We start from the raw sequence: 13,480 nt of genomic DNA, 5'->3' as shown, positions 1-13,480 counted from the left end.
TTTCCGCTCTCGCAGATCACTCCGCACGCAGCCCATAGCGCTCGACGACTTCGGCGTTGATCAGCTTCGCATGCAGCGTCAACAGCACGATCTGCGCATCGAGGCTGTCGCCGGCTTCGAGCGCGGCCTCGATGCGGCGCTCGGCTTCCAAAGTGTGCTCCCTGCCATTGGCCCGCTCGAAGGTTTCCGGTCCGGCGACGCAATAGCCGCAGAGTTGCGCCACCGATTGATAAGCCTGGGGCGGCGGCTCCTCGGGCCAATGATCCTTCATCAGGTTGACGATGGTGAGCTTGACGCCCTCAGGCACCAGTGCCGGATGCAAGTCGGCCTTACGCAAGGCGTCGTCGAGCTGGCGCAAGTCGCCCGAACGGCCGAACATGCCGAGGAAGCCGAGGGAAGAGCGCCGTTTCGCCATATATAGCCTCCCTTCGTAGGGCCGCCGGGATCGGGCTAATCTGTAGACGCCCCGCGGCCGAAACAAGGGCCATGAGAAAGGGCGGTCCGCCGGAAAGCGGTCCGCCCTTCGATTTTCGCCGTGCTCTGAATTCAGTGGTTGTCGCGCGGGACGCCCCTGGTGTGCGCGACATCCTGATATTTCACCGCCGGCTTCAGCACCATGCCGGCGGAGAACTGGTCGACCATGCCGCGCTGGATCTCCTGCCAGGGCGTCTGGTGCTCGGGATAGTCATAGCCGCCATTGCCCTGCAGCGCTGCCCGCCGCCTGGCGATCTCCTCGTCGCCGACAAGGATATTGGCGGTGCCCTTCCTCAGGTCGATGCGGACGCGGTCGCCAGTCTTGAGCAGCGCCAGCCCGCCACCGACCGCTGCCTCCGGCGATGCGTTGAGGATCGATGGCGAACCCGACGTGCCGGACTGGCGGCCATCGCCGATGCAGGCCAGCGAATGGATGCCCTTCTTGATGAGATGGGCCGGCGGCTGCATGTTGACCACCTCGGCGCCGCCCGGATAGCCGACCGGACCGGCGCCGCGCATGAACAGGATCGTGTGCTCGTCGATGCCCTGCGCCGGATCGTCGATGCGGGCGTGGTAATCCTCCGGGCCGTCGAAGACCATGGCGTTGCCTTCGAAAGCCTCCGGATCGTTCGGGTTCGAGAGATAGCGCTCGCGGAATTCGGGCGAGATGCCGCTGGTCTTCATGATGGCGGAATCGAACAGGTTGCCCTTGAGGTTGATGAAGCCGGCATTGCTCTTGAGCGGCTTGTCGACGCCGCGGATGACATCGTGATTTTCGTTGACCGCGCCGCGGCAATTGTCGCCGATCGACTTGCCGTTGGCGGTGATCGCGTCGGGGTGCGGCAATAGTCCGCCCTTCAGCAGTTCGGCCACGACGGCCGGCACGCCGCCGGCATGGTGATAGTCCTCGCCGAGATACTCGCCCGTCGGCTGCAGGTTGACGATCAGCGGCACGTTAAGGCCGATGTTCTGCCAGTCGTCATTGTCGAGCGGCACGCCGAGATGGCGGGCGATGGCATTGAGGTGGATCGGCGCGTTGGTCGAGCCGCCGATGGCCGAATTGACGACGATGGCATTCTCGAACGCCTGGCGGGTCATGATGTCCGACGGCTTCAGGTCCTCATGCACCATATCGACGATGCGCTTGCCGGTCTCGTAGGCAATCTGGCCGCGCTCGCGATAGGGCGCGGGGATCGCGGCCGAGCCCGGCAGCTGCATGCCGAGCGCTTCGGCCAGCGAGTTCATGGTGGTGGCGGTACCCATGGTGTTGCAATAGCCGGTCGACGGCGCCGAGGAGGCGACGATGTCCATGAACTCGTCATAATTGATCTCGCCGGCCGACAGCCGCTGGCGCGATTCCCAGACAATGGTGCCGGAGCCGGTGCGCTTGCCCTTATGCCAGCCATTGAGCATCGGGCCGACCGAAAGCGCGATCGCCGGAATGTTGACGGTCGCCGCCGCCATCAAGAGCGCGGGCGTAGTCTTGTCGCAGCCGATGGTCAGCACGACGCCGTCGAGCGGATAGCCGTAGAGCACCTCGACGAGGCTGAGATAGGCGAGGTTGCGGTCGAGCGCCGCCGTCGGCCGCTTGCCGGTCTCCTGGATCGGGTGGCACGGGAACTCGAAGGGGATGCCGCCCATCGAGACAATGCCTTCGCGCACGCGCTTGGCGAGCTCGAGATGGTGCCTGTTGCAGGGCGAGAGATCGGAACCCGTCTGCGCGATGCCGATCAGCGGCTTGCCCGACATCAGCTCGGCGCGGGTCAGCCCGTAATTGAGGTAGCGTTCGAGATAGAGCGCCGTCATGCCCGGGTTGTCGGGATTGTCGAACCACTCCTGCGAGCGAAATTTCTTCTTCTTGGTGGGGGCGCCTGCCATCGTGGTCTCCGTATTTGTATGACAAATCGATATGACAACGCGCCCATGCAGGCAAGAGGCAGACACGCCGCAGACCCGCACTTTGGTGCGATAGACGTAGAAAGGGCCGCGCACTAGGACCAATCGAGGCCAGCAATCCGGGAGGTCTTGATGGCCTTGGTGATCGAAGGCGAGGAGCGGATCGCCGCACCCGTCGAGAAAGTGTGGGACGCCCTCAACGACCCGGAAATCCTGAAGGAGGCGATTCCCGGCTGGAAAGGAAATCGGACACCTAGCGGCGGCCCGGCGAATTACTCGAACACGATGCTGGGCACTGCCGCCTCGGCGGCGCCGCGTTCCTCTTGCACCCTGTCCCATACCCTCGCGGCGATATCGCGATAGATCTTCGCCTCCGCGCCGTCCGGCTTGGATGCGACCACCGGGGCGCCGGCGTCCGAGCTTTCGCGGATGCCCATCTCCAGCGGCACCTCGCCAAGGAAGGTGACGCCGAGCCGTTCGGCCTCGCGGCGCGCGCCGCCATGGCCGAAGATGTCGTAGCGCTTGCCGGTGTCGGGCGCGAGGAAATAGCTCATGTTCTCGACGATGCCGAGCAGCGGCACGTCGACCTTCTTGAACATGTTGAGGCCCTTGCGGGCATCGATGAGCGCCAGGTCCTGCGGCGTCGAGACGATGACGGCGCCGGCCAGCGGCACCTGCTGGGCCATGGTGAGCTGGGCATCGCCGGTTCCGGGCGGCATATCGACGACCAGCACGTCGAGCGGTCCCCATTCGACCTCGCGCAGCATCTGGGTGAGCGCCGACATCACCATCGGGCCGCGCCAGATCATCGGCGTCTCCTCGTCGACCAGGAAGCCCATCGACATCACCTTGAGGCCGTAATTCTGCATCGGCTTCAGGATCTTGCCGTCGACCGTCTGCGGGCGGCCGTGAATGTTGAGCAGCCTCGGCATCGACGGCCCGTAGATATCGGCATCGAGCACGCCGACGCTCAGCCCATTGGCGGCAAGGCCGAGCGCCAGGTTGACGGCGGTGGTCGATTTGCCGACGCCGCCCTTGCCGGACGCCACAGCGATGATCGCATCGATGCCGGGCACGCCGCGTTTGCCGTGACTGTGAGAAGCCGGCGCCTGCGGGCCAGGACGCTGCGGCGCTGCCTGGGGAGCAGGTCGTGGCGGCGCTGCCTGGGGAGCCGGCCGAACCGGCGCCTCCATGCCGCCGCCCTTCTTCTCCGCCGTCAGCGCGACGACGGCGTTGGCGACGCCGGGGATCGCCTTGACGACACGCTCGGCGGCGGCGCGCAGCGGCTCCATCTCCTGGGCGCGGGCGGCGGGAACGGTAATCGAGAAAAACACCTTGGAATCGGCGATGAAAATCTCAGATACCAGGCCGAGGTCGACGATGTTGCCGGTGAAGTCCGGTCCATTGACCGTCCTCAGGCGCTCGATGACGGTTTCCTTGGTTACAGCCATGGTCTTTCCTCGGAGTTTGGCGTTCCAGATAGTGCAGTTTCCCGGCAGAACCAAGCCGTGGCGCAATGGCTCGTCCGGCGTGCTCCGGAAAACGACCGGTGGTGTCGGATTTGCCTAGCGCGTCCCGATCCGCCGATTGCCATGGCCAATCGATCCAGGGGCCCTATCTCGGTTGCCATGAGCGACGGCAACCGGAAAAGGAGACTGTCATGCTCGCAAACAGCAACGCAGCGGCCAATGTGGCGGTGAAAGACCTTTCGAGAGCAAAGGGCTTTTACGAAGGAACGCTGGGCCTCAAGCCTGTCGACGACATGGCCGGAGAACTGATCGTCTACAAAAGCGGCGACACGGTCATCAACGTCTATCGTTCAGAATTCGCCGGTACCAACAAGGCGACGGCGTTGACCTGGACGGTCGGCGACCAGATCGGTGCCATTGTCCAGGCGCTGAAGTCGAAGGGCGTCACCTTCGAGCGCTATGAGATGCCCGGGCTGACGCTCGAGGGCGATGTCCATGTCGGCTACGGCATGAAGGTCGCCTGGTTCAAGGACCCGGACGGCAATATACTGTGTCTTGCCGGCGAGTAGATTTCAGCCTCAGACCGCCAGGCGCGTGACAAAATAGGTCAACGCCGAAATCGCCGCCGTCGCCGGCAGGGTGATCACCCACGCCACGACAATGTTGCCGGCAATGCCCCAGCGCACCGCCGAGACGCGGCGGGCAGCACCCACGCCGATGATGGCGCCGGTGATTGTATGCGTGGTCGAGACCGGGACACCGAGCCAGGTGGCGGCGAACAACGTTATCGCCCCGCCGGTCTCGGCGCAAAAACCCTGCATCGGGTTCAGCCGAGTGATCTTCGATCCCATCGTGTGCACGATGCGCCAGCCGCCGAAGAGCGTGCCCAGCGCCAATGCCGACTGGCAGGTGATGACCACCCAGAACGGCACGTGGAAGCTCTGGCCGAGCATGCCTTGCGAATAGAGCAGCACGGCGATGATGCCCATGGTCTTCTGCGCGTCATTGCCGCCGTGCCCCAGCGAATAGAGCGAGGCAGAGAAGAACTGCAGGACGCGAAAGCTGTTATCGACCGCGAACGGCGTCTGCCGAACGAACAGCCATGAGACGATGAGGATAAGGACAAGCGCCAGCACGAATCCGGTCGCCGGCGAGAGCACGATCGCCGCGGCCGTCTTGCCGAGCCCGGACCAGACGATGGCCCCCGGGCCGGCCTTGGCGACGCCGGCGCCGACCAACCCGCCGATCAGCGCATGCGAGCTGCTCGACGGAATGCCGGCGATCCAAGTGACGATGTTCCAGACGATGGCTCCGATGAGCGCGGCGAAGATAACTGCCGGAGTCACGATCTCGGCGTCGACGATGCCCTTTCCCACCGTCTCGGCGACATGCAGACCGAAGAACAGGAAGGCGATGAAATTGAAGAAAGCCGCCCAGAACACGGCATAGTGCGGCCTCAGCACGCGGGTGGAGACGATAGTCGCGATCGAGTTGGCGGCATCGTGCAGGCCGTTGAGGAAATCGAAGAACAGCGCCACGGCGACGAGGCCGACCAGCAGGGGAAAGGCGATCGCGGCGTCCATCTGTTAGACGTTCTCGATCGCGATGCCGCTGATCTCGTTAGCGACGTCCTCGAAACGGTCGACCACCTTTTCCAGCTGGCCGTAAATCTCCGAGCCGATCAGGTAGGCCATAGGGTCGCTGCGGCCGTGCCGCTTGAACAGGTCCTTCAGGCCCTGCTCGTGCAGGTCGTCGGCGCGGCCCTCAACGCGCATGACTTCTTCGGCGATGGCGTTCAGCCGCGCGGCGTTGGCGCCAACCTTGCCGAGCAGTGGGATGGCCTCTGCTACCAGCCGGGCGGCCTCGACGATGACGCTGCCCATTTCCCGCATCAGCGGATCGAATTCCGTCATCTCGAACAATTTCACCGTCTTGACGGCCTTGTGCATCGTATCGATGGCATCATCCATCGACTGGATCAGATCCTTGATGTCGCCGCGGTCGAAGGGCGTGATGAAGGAGCGCCTGACGGCAAGCAGCACCTCCGCGGTGATCCCGTCCGCTTTGTCCTCCAGATCGACGATCGTCTGGCACCAGCGGTCGATGTCCCGGCCCTGGAGAAGCTGCTCAAGCGCCTCGGCGCCGCCGACCACCGTGCGCGAATGCCGTTCGAACAGTTCGAAGAAGCGATCCTCGCGCGGCAACAGTCTGCGAAACCAACCCAGCATCTGCTCCTCCCTGCTTCCGCCTACCCCACATAGCGCCATGCGCGGCGCGGGAAAACAGATAAGCCGGCTCAAAAATGTGGATGAGATCCTATCGTTCATCCGCCTTGCGAAGCAAAGCGATTTCCCCGACCTTGGGCAGACCGTGGATCGGATGACATGATCGACAAGCTGGAATTCTTCATCGCTTTAGCCAGGGAAGAGCATTTCGGCCGCGCCGCCGAGGTGTGCGGCGTCACCCAGCCGACGCTGTCGGCCGGCATCAAGCAGCTCGAGGAGCAGCTCGGCGTCATGCTGGTGCTGCGCGGCTCGCGTTTCCAGGGTCTGACGCCGGAAGGCAAGCAGGTGCTGGTTTGGGCGCGCCGCATCGTCGGCGATTCAAGGACCATGCGCGAGGAGATGCGGGCGGCGCGCCACGGCCTGTCCGGCCGCATCCGCATCGCCGCCGTTCCGACGGCGCTCGCCATGGTGGCGCGGCTGACGACGCCATTCCGCGACAAGCATCCCGGCGTCACCTTTTCGGTGCTGTCACGGACCTCGATCGAGGTGCTGACGCTGCTCGGCAATCTCGATGTCGATGCCGGCATCACCTATCTCGACAACGAGCCGCTGGGGCGGGTAACCAGCGTGCCGCTCTATGACGAGCGCTACCAGCTGATCACGGCAGTCGGCAACCCCTATTCCGACCGCGACAAAGTGACGTGGGCAGAGATCAGCCAGTTGCCGCTCTGCCTGCTGACGCCGGACATGCAGAACCGCCGCATCATCGACCAGCATCTGGCGGAAGCCGGCGTGCAGGTGCGGCCGACACTGGAATCCAACTCGATGATCGTGCTGTTCTCGCACATCCGGACCGGCAAGTGGTCGTCGATCATGCCGCTCAACCTTGCGGAAACATTCGGCTTTTCCGAACCGATCCGGGCCATTCCGATAGTAGATCCGGATGCCAGCCACACGGTCGGGCTGGTGGCGGCGCCGCGCGAGCCGCACACGCCGCTGGTGCAGGCGCTGCTGGACGAGGCAATGGCGCTGGCAGACGATTTCCGTTCCCACCGCTAGGCTAGACAATGGGGGCTCAGCGTTCTGATAGAAAATTTCTATCAAGCGACGAGACTGCTTTATTGATCTCGGAGGTTTCCTCTGATTTCATAAGGACTTAGCGATATCGCGCCCTGTGCATGTCGTTGCCCCAAAACCGCTCTATATTTTGGGATGACATATGTGTTGGCGCCACGGCCAGGGAGGCGCTGCATGCCGATGCAGCCTGCAAGTACCGAGATCGCGTCGCGCATAGCGGCGATCATCGAGGAGTTGAAGGACCTCGAAGGTCCGTTGCTGCCGATTCTCCACGGCATCCAGGAAGAATTCGGCCATGTGCCGCAGGCGGCGCTTCCGGTCATCGCCGACGGGCTGAACCTCTCGCGAGCGGAGGTGCATGGCGTCGTCACCTTCTATCACGATTTCCGCGCAAAGCCGGCCGGCCGGCATGTGCTGAAGCTCTGCCAGGCGGAAGCCTGCCAGTCGATGGGTTCGGAAGCCGTCGCCACCAAGGTCAAGCAACTGCTCGGCATCGATTTTCACGAGACCGCACGCGACGGATCGGTTACACTGGAGCCGGTCTATTGCCTCGGGCTTTGCGCCTGCTCGCCGTCGGCGATGCTCGACGGCGAAGTGATCGGCCGGCTCGACGACGAGAAGATCGAAGAGATCGTCGCGGAGGTGCGTTCATGATCCCGCGCATCTACATCCCTGCCGATTCCGGTGCTCTGGCGCTCGGCGCCGAAAAGGTCGCCAGGGCGATCGAGAAGGAGCTCAAGGAGCGCGGCGTCGAGGCCAAGATCGTGCGCAACGGCTCGCGCGGCGCCTATTTCCTGGAGCCGATGGTCGAGGTTGCGACCGCCGAGGGCCGCGTCGCCTACGGGCCGGTCAAGCCGTCTGACGTGAAAAGCCTGTTCGACAGCGGTTTCCTCAAGGGTGGCCATCACAAGCGCTGGCTGGGTGCGCCGGACAAGATCCCCTTCCTCGCCAAGCAGACGCGGCTGACCTTCGCGCGCTGTGGCGTCATCGACCCGCTGTCGCTCGACAGCTATAAGTCGCATGGCGGTCTGAGAGGCCTGCAGAACGCGGTCGCCATGGCGCCGGGGGACGTCGTGAACCAGGTGACCGAGTCCGGCCTGCGCGGCCGCGGCGGCGCCGGCTTCCCGACCGGCATCAAGTGGAAGACGGTTCTCGATACGAATTCCGAACGCAAGTATATCGTCTGCAACGCCGACGAGGGCGACAGCGCTACCTTTGCCGACCGCATGATCATGGAGGGCGATCCCTTCGTGCTGATCGAAGGGATGGCGATCGCCGGCATCGCCACCGGCGCGACGAAGGGCTTCGTCTATATCCGCTCGGAATATCCGCATGCGGTGGCGACGATGAACAAGGCGGTCGCGATCGCCCGCAAGGCGGGCGTGCTCGGCGTCAATGTGCTGGGCTCGCCCAACGCCTTCGACATGGAAATCCGCGTCGGCGCCGGCGCCTATGTCTGCGGCGAGGAAACCTCGTTGCTCAACAGCTTGGAAGGCAAGCGCGGCGTGGTTCGTGCCAAGCCGCCGCTGCCGGCGATCCAGGGATTGTTCGGCAAGCCGACGGTGATCAACAACGTGATCAGCCTGGCCTCCGTGCCGATCATCATGGACAAGGGCGCCGCCTACTACAAGGATTTCGGCATGGGCCGTTCGCGCGGCACGATCCCGATCCAGATCGCCGGCAACGTCAAGCATGGCGGCCTGTTCGAGACGGCCTTCGGCCTGACGCTGGGCGAAATCGTCGACGAGATCGGCGGCGGCACGGCTTCGGGGCGGCCGGTGAAGGCGGTGCAGGTCGGCGGCCCGCTCGGCGCCTATTTCCCACGCGCGCTTTTCGACACGCCGTTCGATTACGAGGCTTTTGCTGCCAAGGACGGGCTGATCGGCCATGCCGGCATAACCGTGTTCGACGACAGCGCCGACATGATGAAGCAGGCGCGCTTTGCCATGGAGTTCTGCGCCATCGAAAGCTGCGGCAAGTGCACGCCCTGCCGCATCGGCTCGACGCGCGGCATGGAGGTTCTGGACAAGGTCGCCGCGGGCATCGAGGCGGAGAAGAACCTCGCTCTGGTCACCGACCTCTGCAACACGATGAAGTTCGGATCGCTCTGCGCCCTGGGCGGCTTCACGCCCTACCCGGTGATGAGCTCGATCACGCATTTCCCCGAGGATTTCAAGCCGGCGCCGACGCGCGTGGCTGCCGAATAGGAGCTGGCAGATGAACATCAAAGCCGACTTCCCGACACTCATCGAAGAGATCGACTACGGAACGCCGGAGTCGAGAGCGGCGAAGCAGGTGACGCTGACCGTCGACGGGCAAAGCATCACCGTGCCGGAAGGCACCTCGATCATGCGCGCGGCGATGGAAGGCGGGGTCGAGATCCCGAAGCTCTGCGCCACCGACATGCTGGACTCTTTCGGCTCGTGCCGCGTCTGCCTGGTCGAGATCGACGGCCGCGGCGGCACGCCCGCATCCTGCACGACGCCGGTCGGCGAGGGCATGGTGGTGCGCACGCAGTCCGAGCGGCTCGATGCCATCCGCCGTGGCGTCATGGAACTCTACGTCTCCGACCATCCGACCGGCTGGAACGAGAAGGCCGGAACCGGCGCCAGCGAGTTCGACGCGGTTGCGGAGTCGGTCGGTCTGACCGAGAACCGCTACGGCGTCGAAGGCCGCAACCACGTCAAGGAAGAAGGCGGCGTGGCGCCCGGCCATGGCTCGCTGGCGGTCGACTACATCGCACGCGATGAGTCCAACCCCTACTTCACCTATGATCCGGCGCAGTGCATCGTCTGCTCACGCTGCGTGCGCGCCTGCGAAGAGGTGCAGGGCACCTTCGCGCTGACCATCGAGGGCCGCGGCTTCGAGTCCCGCATGGTCGCCGGCATGCATGAGGATTTCATCGCTTCCGAATGCGTGTCCTGCGGCGCCTGCGTGCAGGCCTGCCCGACCGACGCATTGCGCGAGAAGACCGTGCTCGAGAAGGGCATGCCGGAGCGCTCGGCCGTCACGACCTGCGCCTATTGCGGCGTCGGCTGCTCGTTCAAGGCGGAAGTGAAGGGTGACGAAGTCATCCGCATGATGCCCTACAAGGACGGCAAGGCGAACCACGGCCATTCCTGCGTCAAAGGCCGTTTTGCCTATGGCTATGCCACCCACAAGGATCGGATCCTGTCGCCGATGATCCGGGAGAAGATCACCGATCCGTGGCGCGAGGTGAGCTGGGAAGAGGCGATCGCCCATACGGCAAAGGAATTCCGCCGCATCCAGTACCAGTACGGACGCGGCTCGATCGGCGGCATCACCTCCTCGCGCTGCACGAACGAGGAGACCTATCTCGTCCAGAAGCTGGTGCGGCAGGGCTTCCGCAACAACAATGTCGACACCTGCGCGCGCGTCTGCCATTCGCCGACCGGCTACGGCCTCGGCCAGACCTACGGCACCTCGGCCGGCACGCAGGACTTCGACTCGGTCGAATACACCGACGTTGCCGTCATCATCGGTGCCAATCCCGCTACGGCGCATCCGGTGTTCGCCTCGCGGCTGAAGAAGCGGCTGCGTGAGGGCGCCAAGCTGATCGTGCTCGACCCGCGCCGCACCGAGATGGTGAAGTCGGCGCATGTCGAGGCGGACTACCACCTGCCGCTGAAGCCCGGCACCAACGTCGCGGTGCTGACGGCGCTGGCCCACGTCATCGTCACCGAGGGCCTGTTCGACGAAGCCTTTATCCGCGAGCGCTGCGACTGGGCCGAGTTCCAGGACTGGGCGTCCTTCGTCGCCCTGCCGGAAAACAGCCCCGAGACGGTCGGCAAGCTGTCCGGCGTCGATCCTGAAGCGATCCGGGGTGCCGCGCGCCTTTACGCCAACGGCGGCAACGGCGCGATCTATTACGGCCTCGGCGTCACCGAGCACAGCCAGGGCTCGACCACCGTGATGGCGATCGCCAACCTTGCCATGGCCACCGGCAATATCGGCCGTCCGGGCGTCGGCGTGAACCCGCTGCGCGGCCAGAACAATGTCCAGGGCTCCTGCGACATGGGTTCCTTCCCGCATGAGCTGCCGGGCTATCGCCATATCTCCGGCGAAGCCGTGCGCGACATCTATGAGAGCCTGTGGGGCGTGAAGCTGGACGAGGAGCCCGGCCTGCGCATCCCCAACATGCTGGATGCCGCCGTCGACGGCTCATTCAAGGGCATCTACATCCAGGGCGAGGACATCCTGCAGTCCGACCCCGATACCAAGCATGTCGCCGCAGGGCTGGCCGCGATGGAATGCGTGGTGGTGCACGACCTCTTCCTCAATGAGACGGCAAACTACGCGCATGTCTTCCTGCCGGGCTCGACCTTCCTGGAGAAGGACGGCACCTTCACCAATGCCGAGCGCCGCATCAACATGGTGCGCAAGGTGCTGGAGCCGAAGGCGCGCTACGCCGACTGGGAGGCGACGCAGGAGCTCGCCCGCGCCATTGGGCTCGACTGGAACTACACGCACCCGTCTGAGATCATGGACGAGATCGCCAAGACCACGCCGAGCTTCGCCGGCGTCTCCTTCGAGCTGCTCGACCGTGTCGGATCGGTGCAGTGGCCCTGCAACGAGAAGGCACCGCTCGGCACGCCGATCATGCATGTCGACGGCTTCGTGCGCGGCAAGGGCAAGTTCATCCGCACCGAATATGTCGCGACGGACGAACGGACCGGCCCGCGCTACCCGCTGCTGCTCACCACCGGGCGTATCCTGTCGCAGTACAATGTCGGTGCGCAGACCAGGCGTACCGAAAACGTCGCCTGGCATGCCGAAGATCGGCTGGAGATCCATCCGCACGACGCCGAGAACCGCGGCATCCGCGAGGGCGACTGGGTGCGGCTGGCGAGCCGTTCGGGCGAGACCACCCTGCGCGCGCTGATCACCGACCGCGTGTCGCCCGGCGTCGTCTACACGACCTTCCACCACCCGGACACGCAAGCCAATGTGATCACGACCGACTTCTCGGACTGGGCGACCAATTGTCCGGAATACAAGGTCACCGCCGTGCAGGTGGCGCCATCCAACGGCCCGACCGAGTGGCAGAGGGACTATAACGAGCAGGCCAAGCAGAGCCGCCGCATCGCCCCGCTGGAAGCGGCGGAGTAGTCTTGGCCGCGCGCCGCAAAGCCACGACGCAAATCTCGCGGCTGGCGCGTCGTGCCGGCGGCACGGCGGCTGCGAACCGCATGGTGCCGGAGGAGACGCCGGTCGCGTTCTCCTATGCCGGCACCACCCATGCGGTGATGATGGCGAGCCCGGCCGATTTCGAGGATTTCGCGCTCGGCTTCTCGCTCACCGAAGGCATCGTTGCCGACCCGGCAGAGATCGAGGCGATCGAAGTCGAGGATCTCGGCGCCGGCATCGACATCCAGATCAAGCTGAAGGACCGGGCCAACACGCGCTTCCAGGCGCGACGGCGCCGGCTTGCCGGGCCGGTCGGCTGCGGCCTGTGCGGCATCGAATCCATCGAGGAAGCGATGCGGTCGGTCGACGCGGTCGGTTCGTCGAAGCTTACGCTCGACGCCGAAGACGTCACGCGTTCGGTCAAGCTGCTGTCGAAGCAGCAGCCGCTGCACACCGAGACCGGGGCGGTGCATGCTGCCGGCTTCTACGTTCCCGGCAAAGGTATCGTGATGGCGCGCGAGGATGTCGGCCGCCACAATGCGCTGGACAAGCTCGCCGGCGCGCTGGCCAAAGCCGGCATCGACGGCGCGAGCGGCGCCGTCGTGGTGACCTCGCGCGTGTCGGTTGAGATGGTGCAGAAAACAGCCGCCATCGGTGCCCCGGTCATCATGGCGGTTTCGGCGCCGACCGCGCTTGCCATCCGGACCGCCGAGTCCGCCGGCATGACGCTGGTAGCGCTGGTGCGCGGCGACGATTTCGATATTTTCACCCACCCCGAACGGGTGGCTTCCGGAGTTGCAAAGCATGTCGCATGACGAGGATCACATCGCCAGCACCAAGGAAAAGCTGGTGCGCATGGCCAATCAGATCGCCACCTTCTTCCATTCGAAGCCGCGCGAGGAAGGCATTACCGGCGTTGCCGAGCACATCAACAAATTCTGGGAGCCCAGGATGCGGCGGCAGTTCTTCGAGCTGCTGGACGGCGACCCGGAAGATTTCGACGAGCTGGTGATCGCCGCCTCCGCCAAGATCAAGCGTCCGCTAACGGCGGAGCAGGCCGACAAGAGCCTCGGTTACAGCAAGCCTGCGGAGGCCGAGGGCGCCATTCCGCACAAGTAGGGCCTCGAGGCCGCATCGGCGCCAAAGGTCTTAGTATTTCCGCTCTCTAAAGTTTCGCTGCCGCAAGCCGGC

At 64.7% G+C, this 13,480-nt stretch carries 12 protein-coding genes and 1 pseudogene; 8 read left to right on the top strand and 5 right to left on the bottom strand.

All coding sequences use genetic code 11. The features are described 5' to 3' along the window. Positions 1 to 16: 16 nt before the first annotated feature. On the bottom strand, positions 17 to 415 hold the full coding sequence (locus P9228_RS04310) for a hypothetical protein (RefSeq protein WP_095777564.1): 399 nt from the start codon (positions 413 to 415) through the stop codon (positions 17 to 19). Positions 416 to 546: 131 nt separating this feature from the next. Then, positions 547 to 2,352, bottom strand: coding sequence for an IlvD/Edd family dehydratase (locus tag P9228_RS04305; RefSeq protein ID WP_095782337.1), 1,806 nt, complete (start codon positions 2,350 to 2,352; stop codon positions 547 to 549). Between the two features lie 150 nt (positions 2,353 to 2,502). On the opposite strand from P9228_RS04305, the pseudogene P9228_RS04300 reads away from it, so the two are divergent. Next, positions 2,503 to 2,604 (top strand): annotated as a pseudogene (locus tag P9228_RS04300) (SRPBCC domain-containing protein); the annotation flags it as partial. 38 nt (positions 2,605 to 2,642) lie between these two features. Here P9228_RS04300 and P9228_RS04295 read toward each other — a convergent pair. After that, on the bottom strand, positions 2,643 to 3,821 hold the full coding sequence (locus P9228_RS04295; RefSeq protein ID WP_278052485.1) for an Mrp/NBP35 family ATP-binding protein: 1,179 nt from the start codon (positions 3,819 to 3,821) through the stop codon (positions 2,643 to 2,645). Positions 3,822 to 4,030: 209 nt separating this feature from the next. Between P9228_RS04295 and P9228_RS04290 the strand changes: the two genes are divergently transcribed. Beyond that, positions 4,031 to 4,408, top strand: a complete 378-nt coding sequence (locus tag P9228_RS04290) for a VOC family protein (protein ID WP_067324386.1) — start codon at positions 4,031 to 4,033, stop codon at positions 4,406 to 4,408. 9 nt (positions 4,409 to 4,417) lie between these two features. Here the strand turns inward: P9228_RS04290 and P9228_RS04285 are convergent, their stop codons facing one another. Together P9228_RS04285 and P9228_RS04280 are read right to left on the bottom strand one after the other, a co-directional pair. Continuing rightward, the gene (locus tag P9228_RS04285) at positions 4,418 to 5,422 is read right to left on the bottom strand and encodes an inorganic phosphate transporter (protein WP_067324384.1); all 1,005 of its coding nucleotides are present in this window, start codon (positions 5,420 to 5,422) and stop codon (positions 4,418 to 4,420) included. 3 nt (positions 5,423 to 5,425) lie between these two features. Beyond that, positions 5,426 to 6,067 (bottom strand): DUF47 domain-containing protein, encoded by a 642-nt coding sequence (locus tag P9228_RS04280; protein ID WP_127247582.1) that lies wholly within the window; start codon positions 6,065 to 6,067, stop codon positions 5,426 to 5,428. Positions 6,068 to 6,223: 156 nt separating this feature from the next. On the opposite strand from P9228_RS04280, the gene P9228_RS04275 reads away from it, so the two are divergent. The 6 genes from P9228_RS04275 to P9228_RS04250 all read left to right on the top strand — a co-directional run bounded on the left by P9228_RS04275 (position 6,224) and on the right by P9228_RS04250 (position 13,408). After that, complete coding sequence (locus tag P9228_RS04275; protein WP_067003618.1) at positions 6,224 to 7,123, top strand: LysR family transcriptional regulator; 900 nt, start codon at positions 6,224 to 6,226, stop codon at positions 7,121 to 7,123. 192 nt (positions 7,124 to 7,315) lie between these two features. Beyond that, a complete protein-coding gene (locus P9228_RS04270) occupies positions 7,316 to 7,795 on the top strand; it encodes a formate dehydrogenase subunit gamma (protein ID WP_067003616.1) in 480 nt (159 codons plus the stop codon). Next, a complete protein-coding gene (locus P9228_RS04265; protein WP_278052484.1) occupies positions 7,792 to 9,348 on the top strand; it encodes an NADH-quinone oxidoreductase subunit NuoF in 1,557 nt (518 codons plus the stop codon). The genes P9228_RS04270 and P9228_RS04265 overlap by 4 nt, the downstream gene beginning before the upstream one ends. 10 nt (positions 9,349 to 9,358) lie before the next feature. After that, entirely contained in the window at positions 9,359 to 12,271 is a 2,913-nt protein-coding gene (gene fdhF / locus P9228_RS04260) for a formate dehydrogenase subunit alpha (RefSeq protein ID WP_278052483.1), read from the top strand. A 2-nt stretch (positions 12,272 to 12,273) separates the two neighbouring features. Continuing rightward, complete coding sequence (gene fdhD / locus P9228_RS04255) at positions 12,274 to 13,104, top strand: formate dehydrogenase accessory sulfurtransferase FdhD (protein WP_127247577.1); 831 nt, start codon at positions 12,274 to 12,276, stop codon at positions 13,102 to 13,104. Beyond that, positions 13,094 to 13,408 (top strand): formate dehydrogenase subunit delta, encoded by a 315-nt coding sequence (locus P9228_RS04250; RefSeq protein WP_278052482.1) that lies wholly within the window; start codon positions 13,094 to 13,096, stop codon positions 13,406 to 13,408. Before fdhD ends, P9228_RS04250 begins: the two co-directional genes overlap by 11 nt. The last annotated feature ends 72 nt before the right edge of the window (positions 13,409 to 13,480 follow it).

The organism is Mesorhizobium sp. WSM4898, assembly GCF_029625845.1.
In the GTDB taxonomy this organism is placed as follows: Bacteria; Pseudomonadota; Alphaproteobacteria; order Rhizobiales; family Rhizobiaceae; genus Mesorhizobium.
Note: the sequence above shows the minus strand (reverse complement) of the source record. Positions and strands in the feature narration are given on the sequence as shown.

Excerpts from the sequence above, each read along its gene's own strand:
- P9228_RS04310 (WP_095777564.1), bottom strand. The coding sequence starts at position 415 with ATGGCGAAACGGCGCTCTTCCCTCGGCTTCCTCGGCATGTTCGGCCGT.
- P9228_RS04305 (WP_095782337.1), bottom strand. The coding sequence starts at position 2,352 with ATGGCAGGCGCCCCCACCAAGAAGAAGAAATTTCGCTCGCAGGAGTGG.
- P9228_RS04295 (WP_278052485.1), bottom strand. The coding sequence starts at position 3,821 with ATGGCTGTAACCAAGGAAACCGTCATCGAGCGCCTGAGGACGGTCAAT.
- P9228_RS04290 (WP_067324386.1), top strand. The coding sequence starts at position 4,031 with ATGCTCGCAAACAGCAACGCAGCGGCCAATGTGGCGGTGAAAGACCTT.
- P9228_RS04285 (WP_067324384.1), bottom strand. The coding sequence starts at position 5,422 with ATGGACGCCGCGATCGCCTTTCCCCTGCTGGTCGGCCTCGTCGCCGTG.
- P9228_RS04280 (WP_127247582.1), bottom strand. The coding sequence starts at position 6,067 with ATGCTGGGTTGGTTTCGCAGACTGTTGCCGCGCGAGGATCGCTTCTTC.
- P9228_RS04275 (WP_067003618.1), top strand. The coding sequence starts at position 6,224 with ATGATCGACAAGCTGGAATTCTTCATCGCTTTAGCCAGGGAAGAGCAT.
- P9228_RS04270 (WP_067003616.1), top strand. The coding sequence starts at position 7,316 with ATGCCGATGCAGCCTGCAAGTACCGAGATCGCGTCGCGCATAGCGGCG.
- P9228_RS04265 (WP_278052484.1), top strand. The coding sequence starts at position 7,792 with ATGATCCCGCGCATCTACATCCCTGCCGATTCCGGTGCTCTGGCGCTC.
- fdhF (WP_278052483.1), top strand. The coding sequence starts at position 9,359 with ATGAACATCAAAGCCGACTTCCCGACACTCATCGAAGAGATCGACTAC.
- P9228_RS04250 (WP_278052482.1), top strand. The coding sequence starts at position 13,094 with ATGTCGCATGACGAGGATCACATCGCCAGCACCAAGGAAAAGCTGGTG.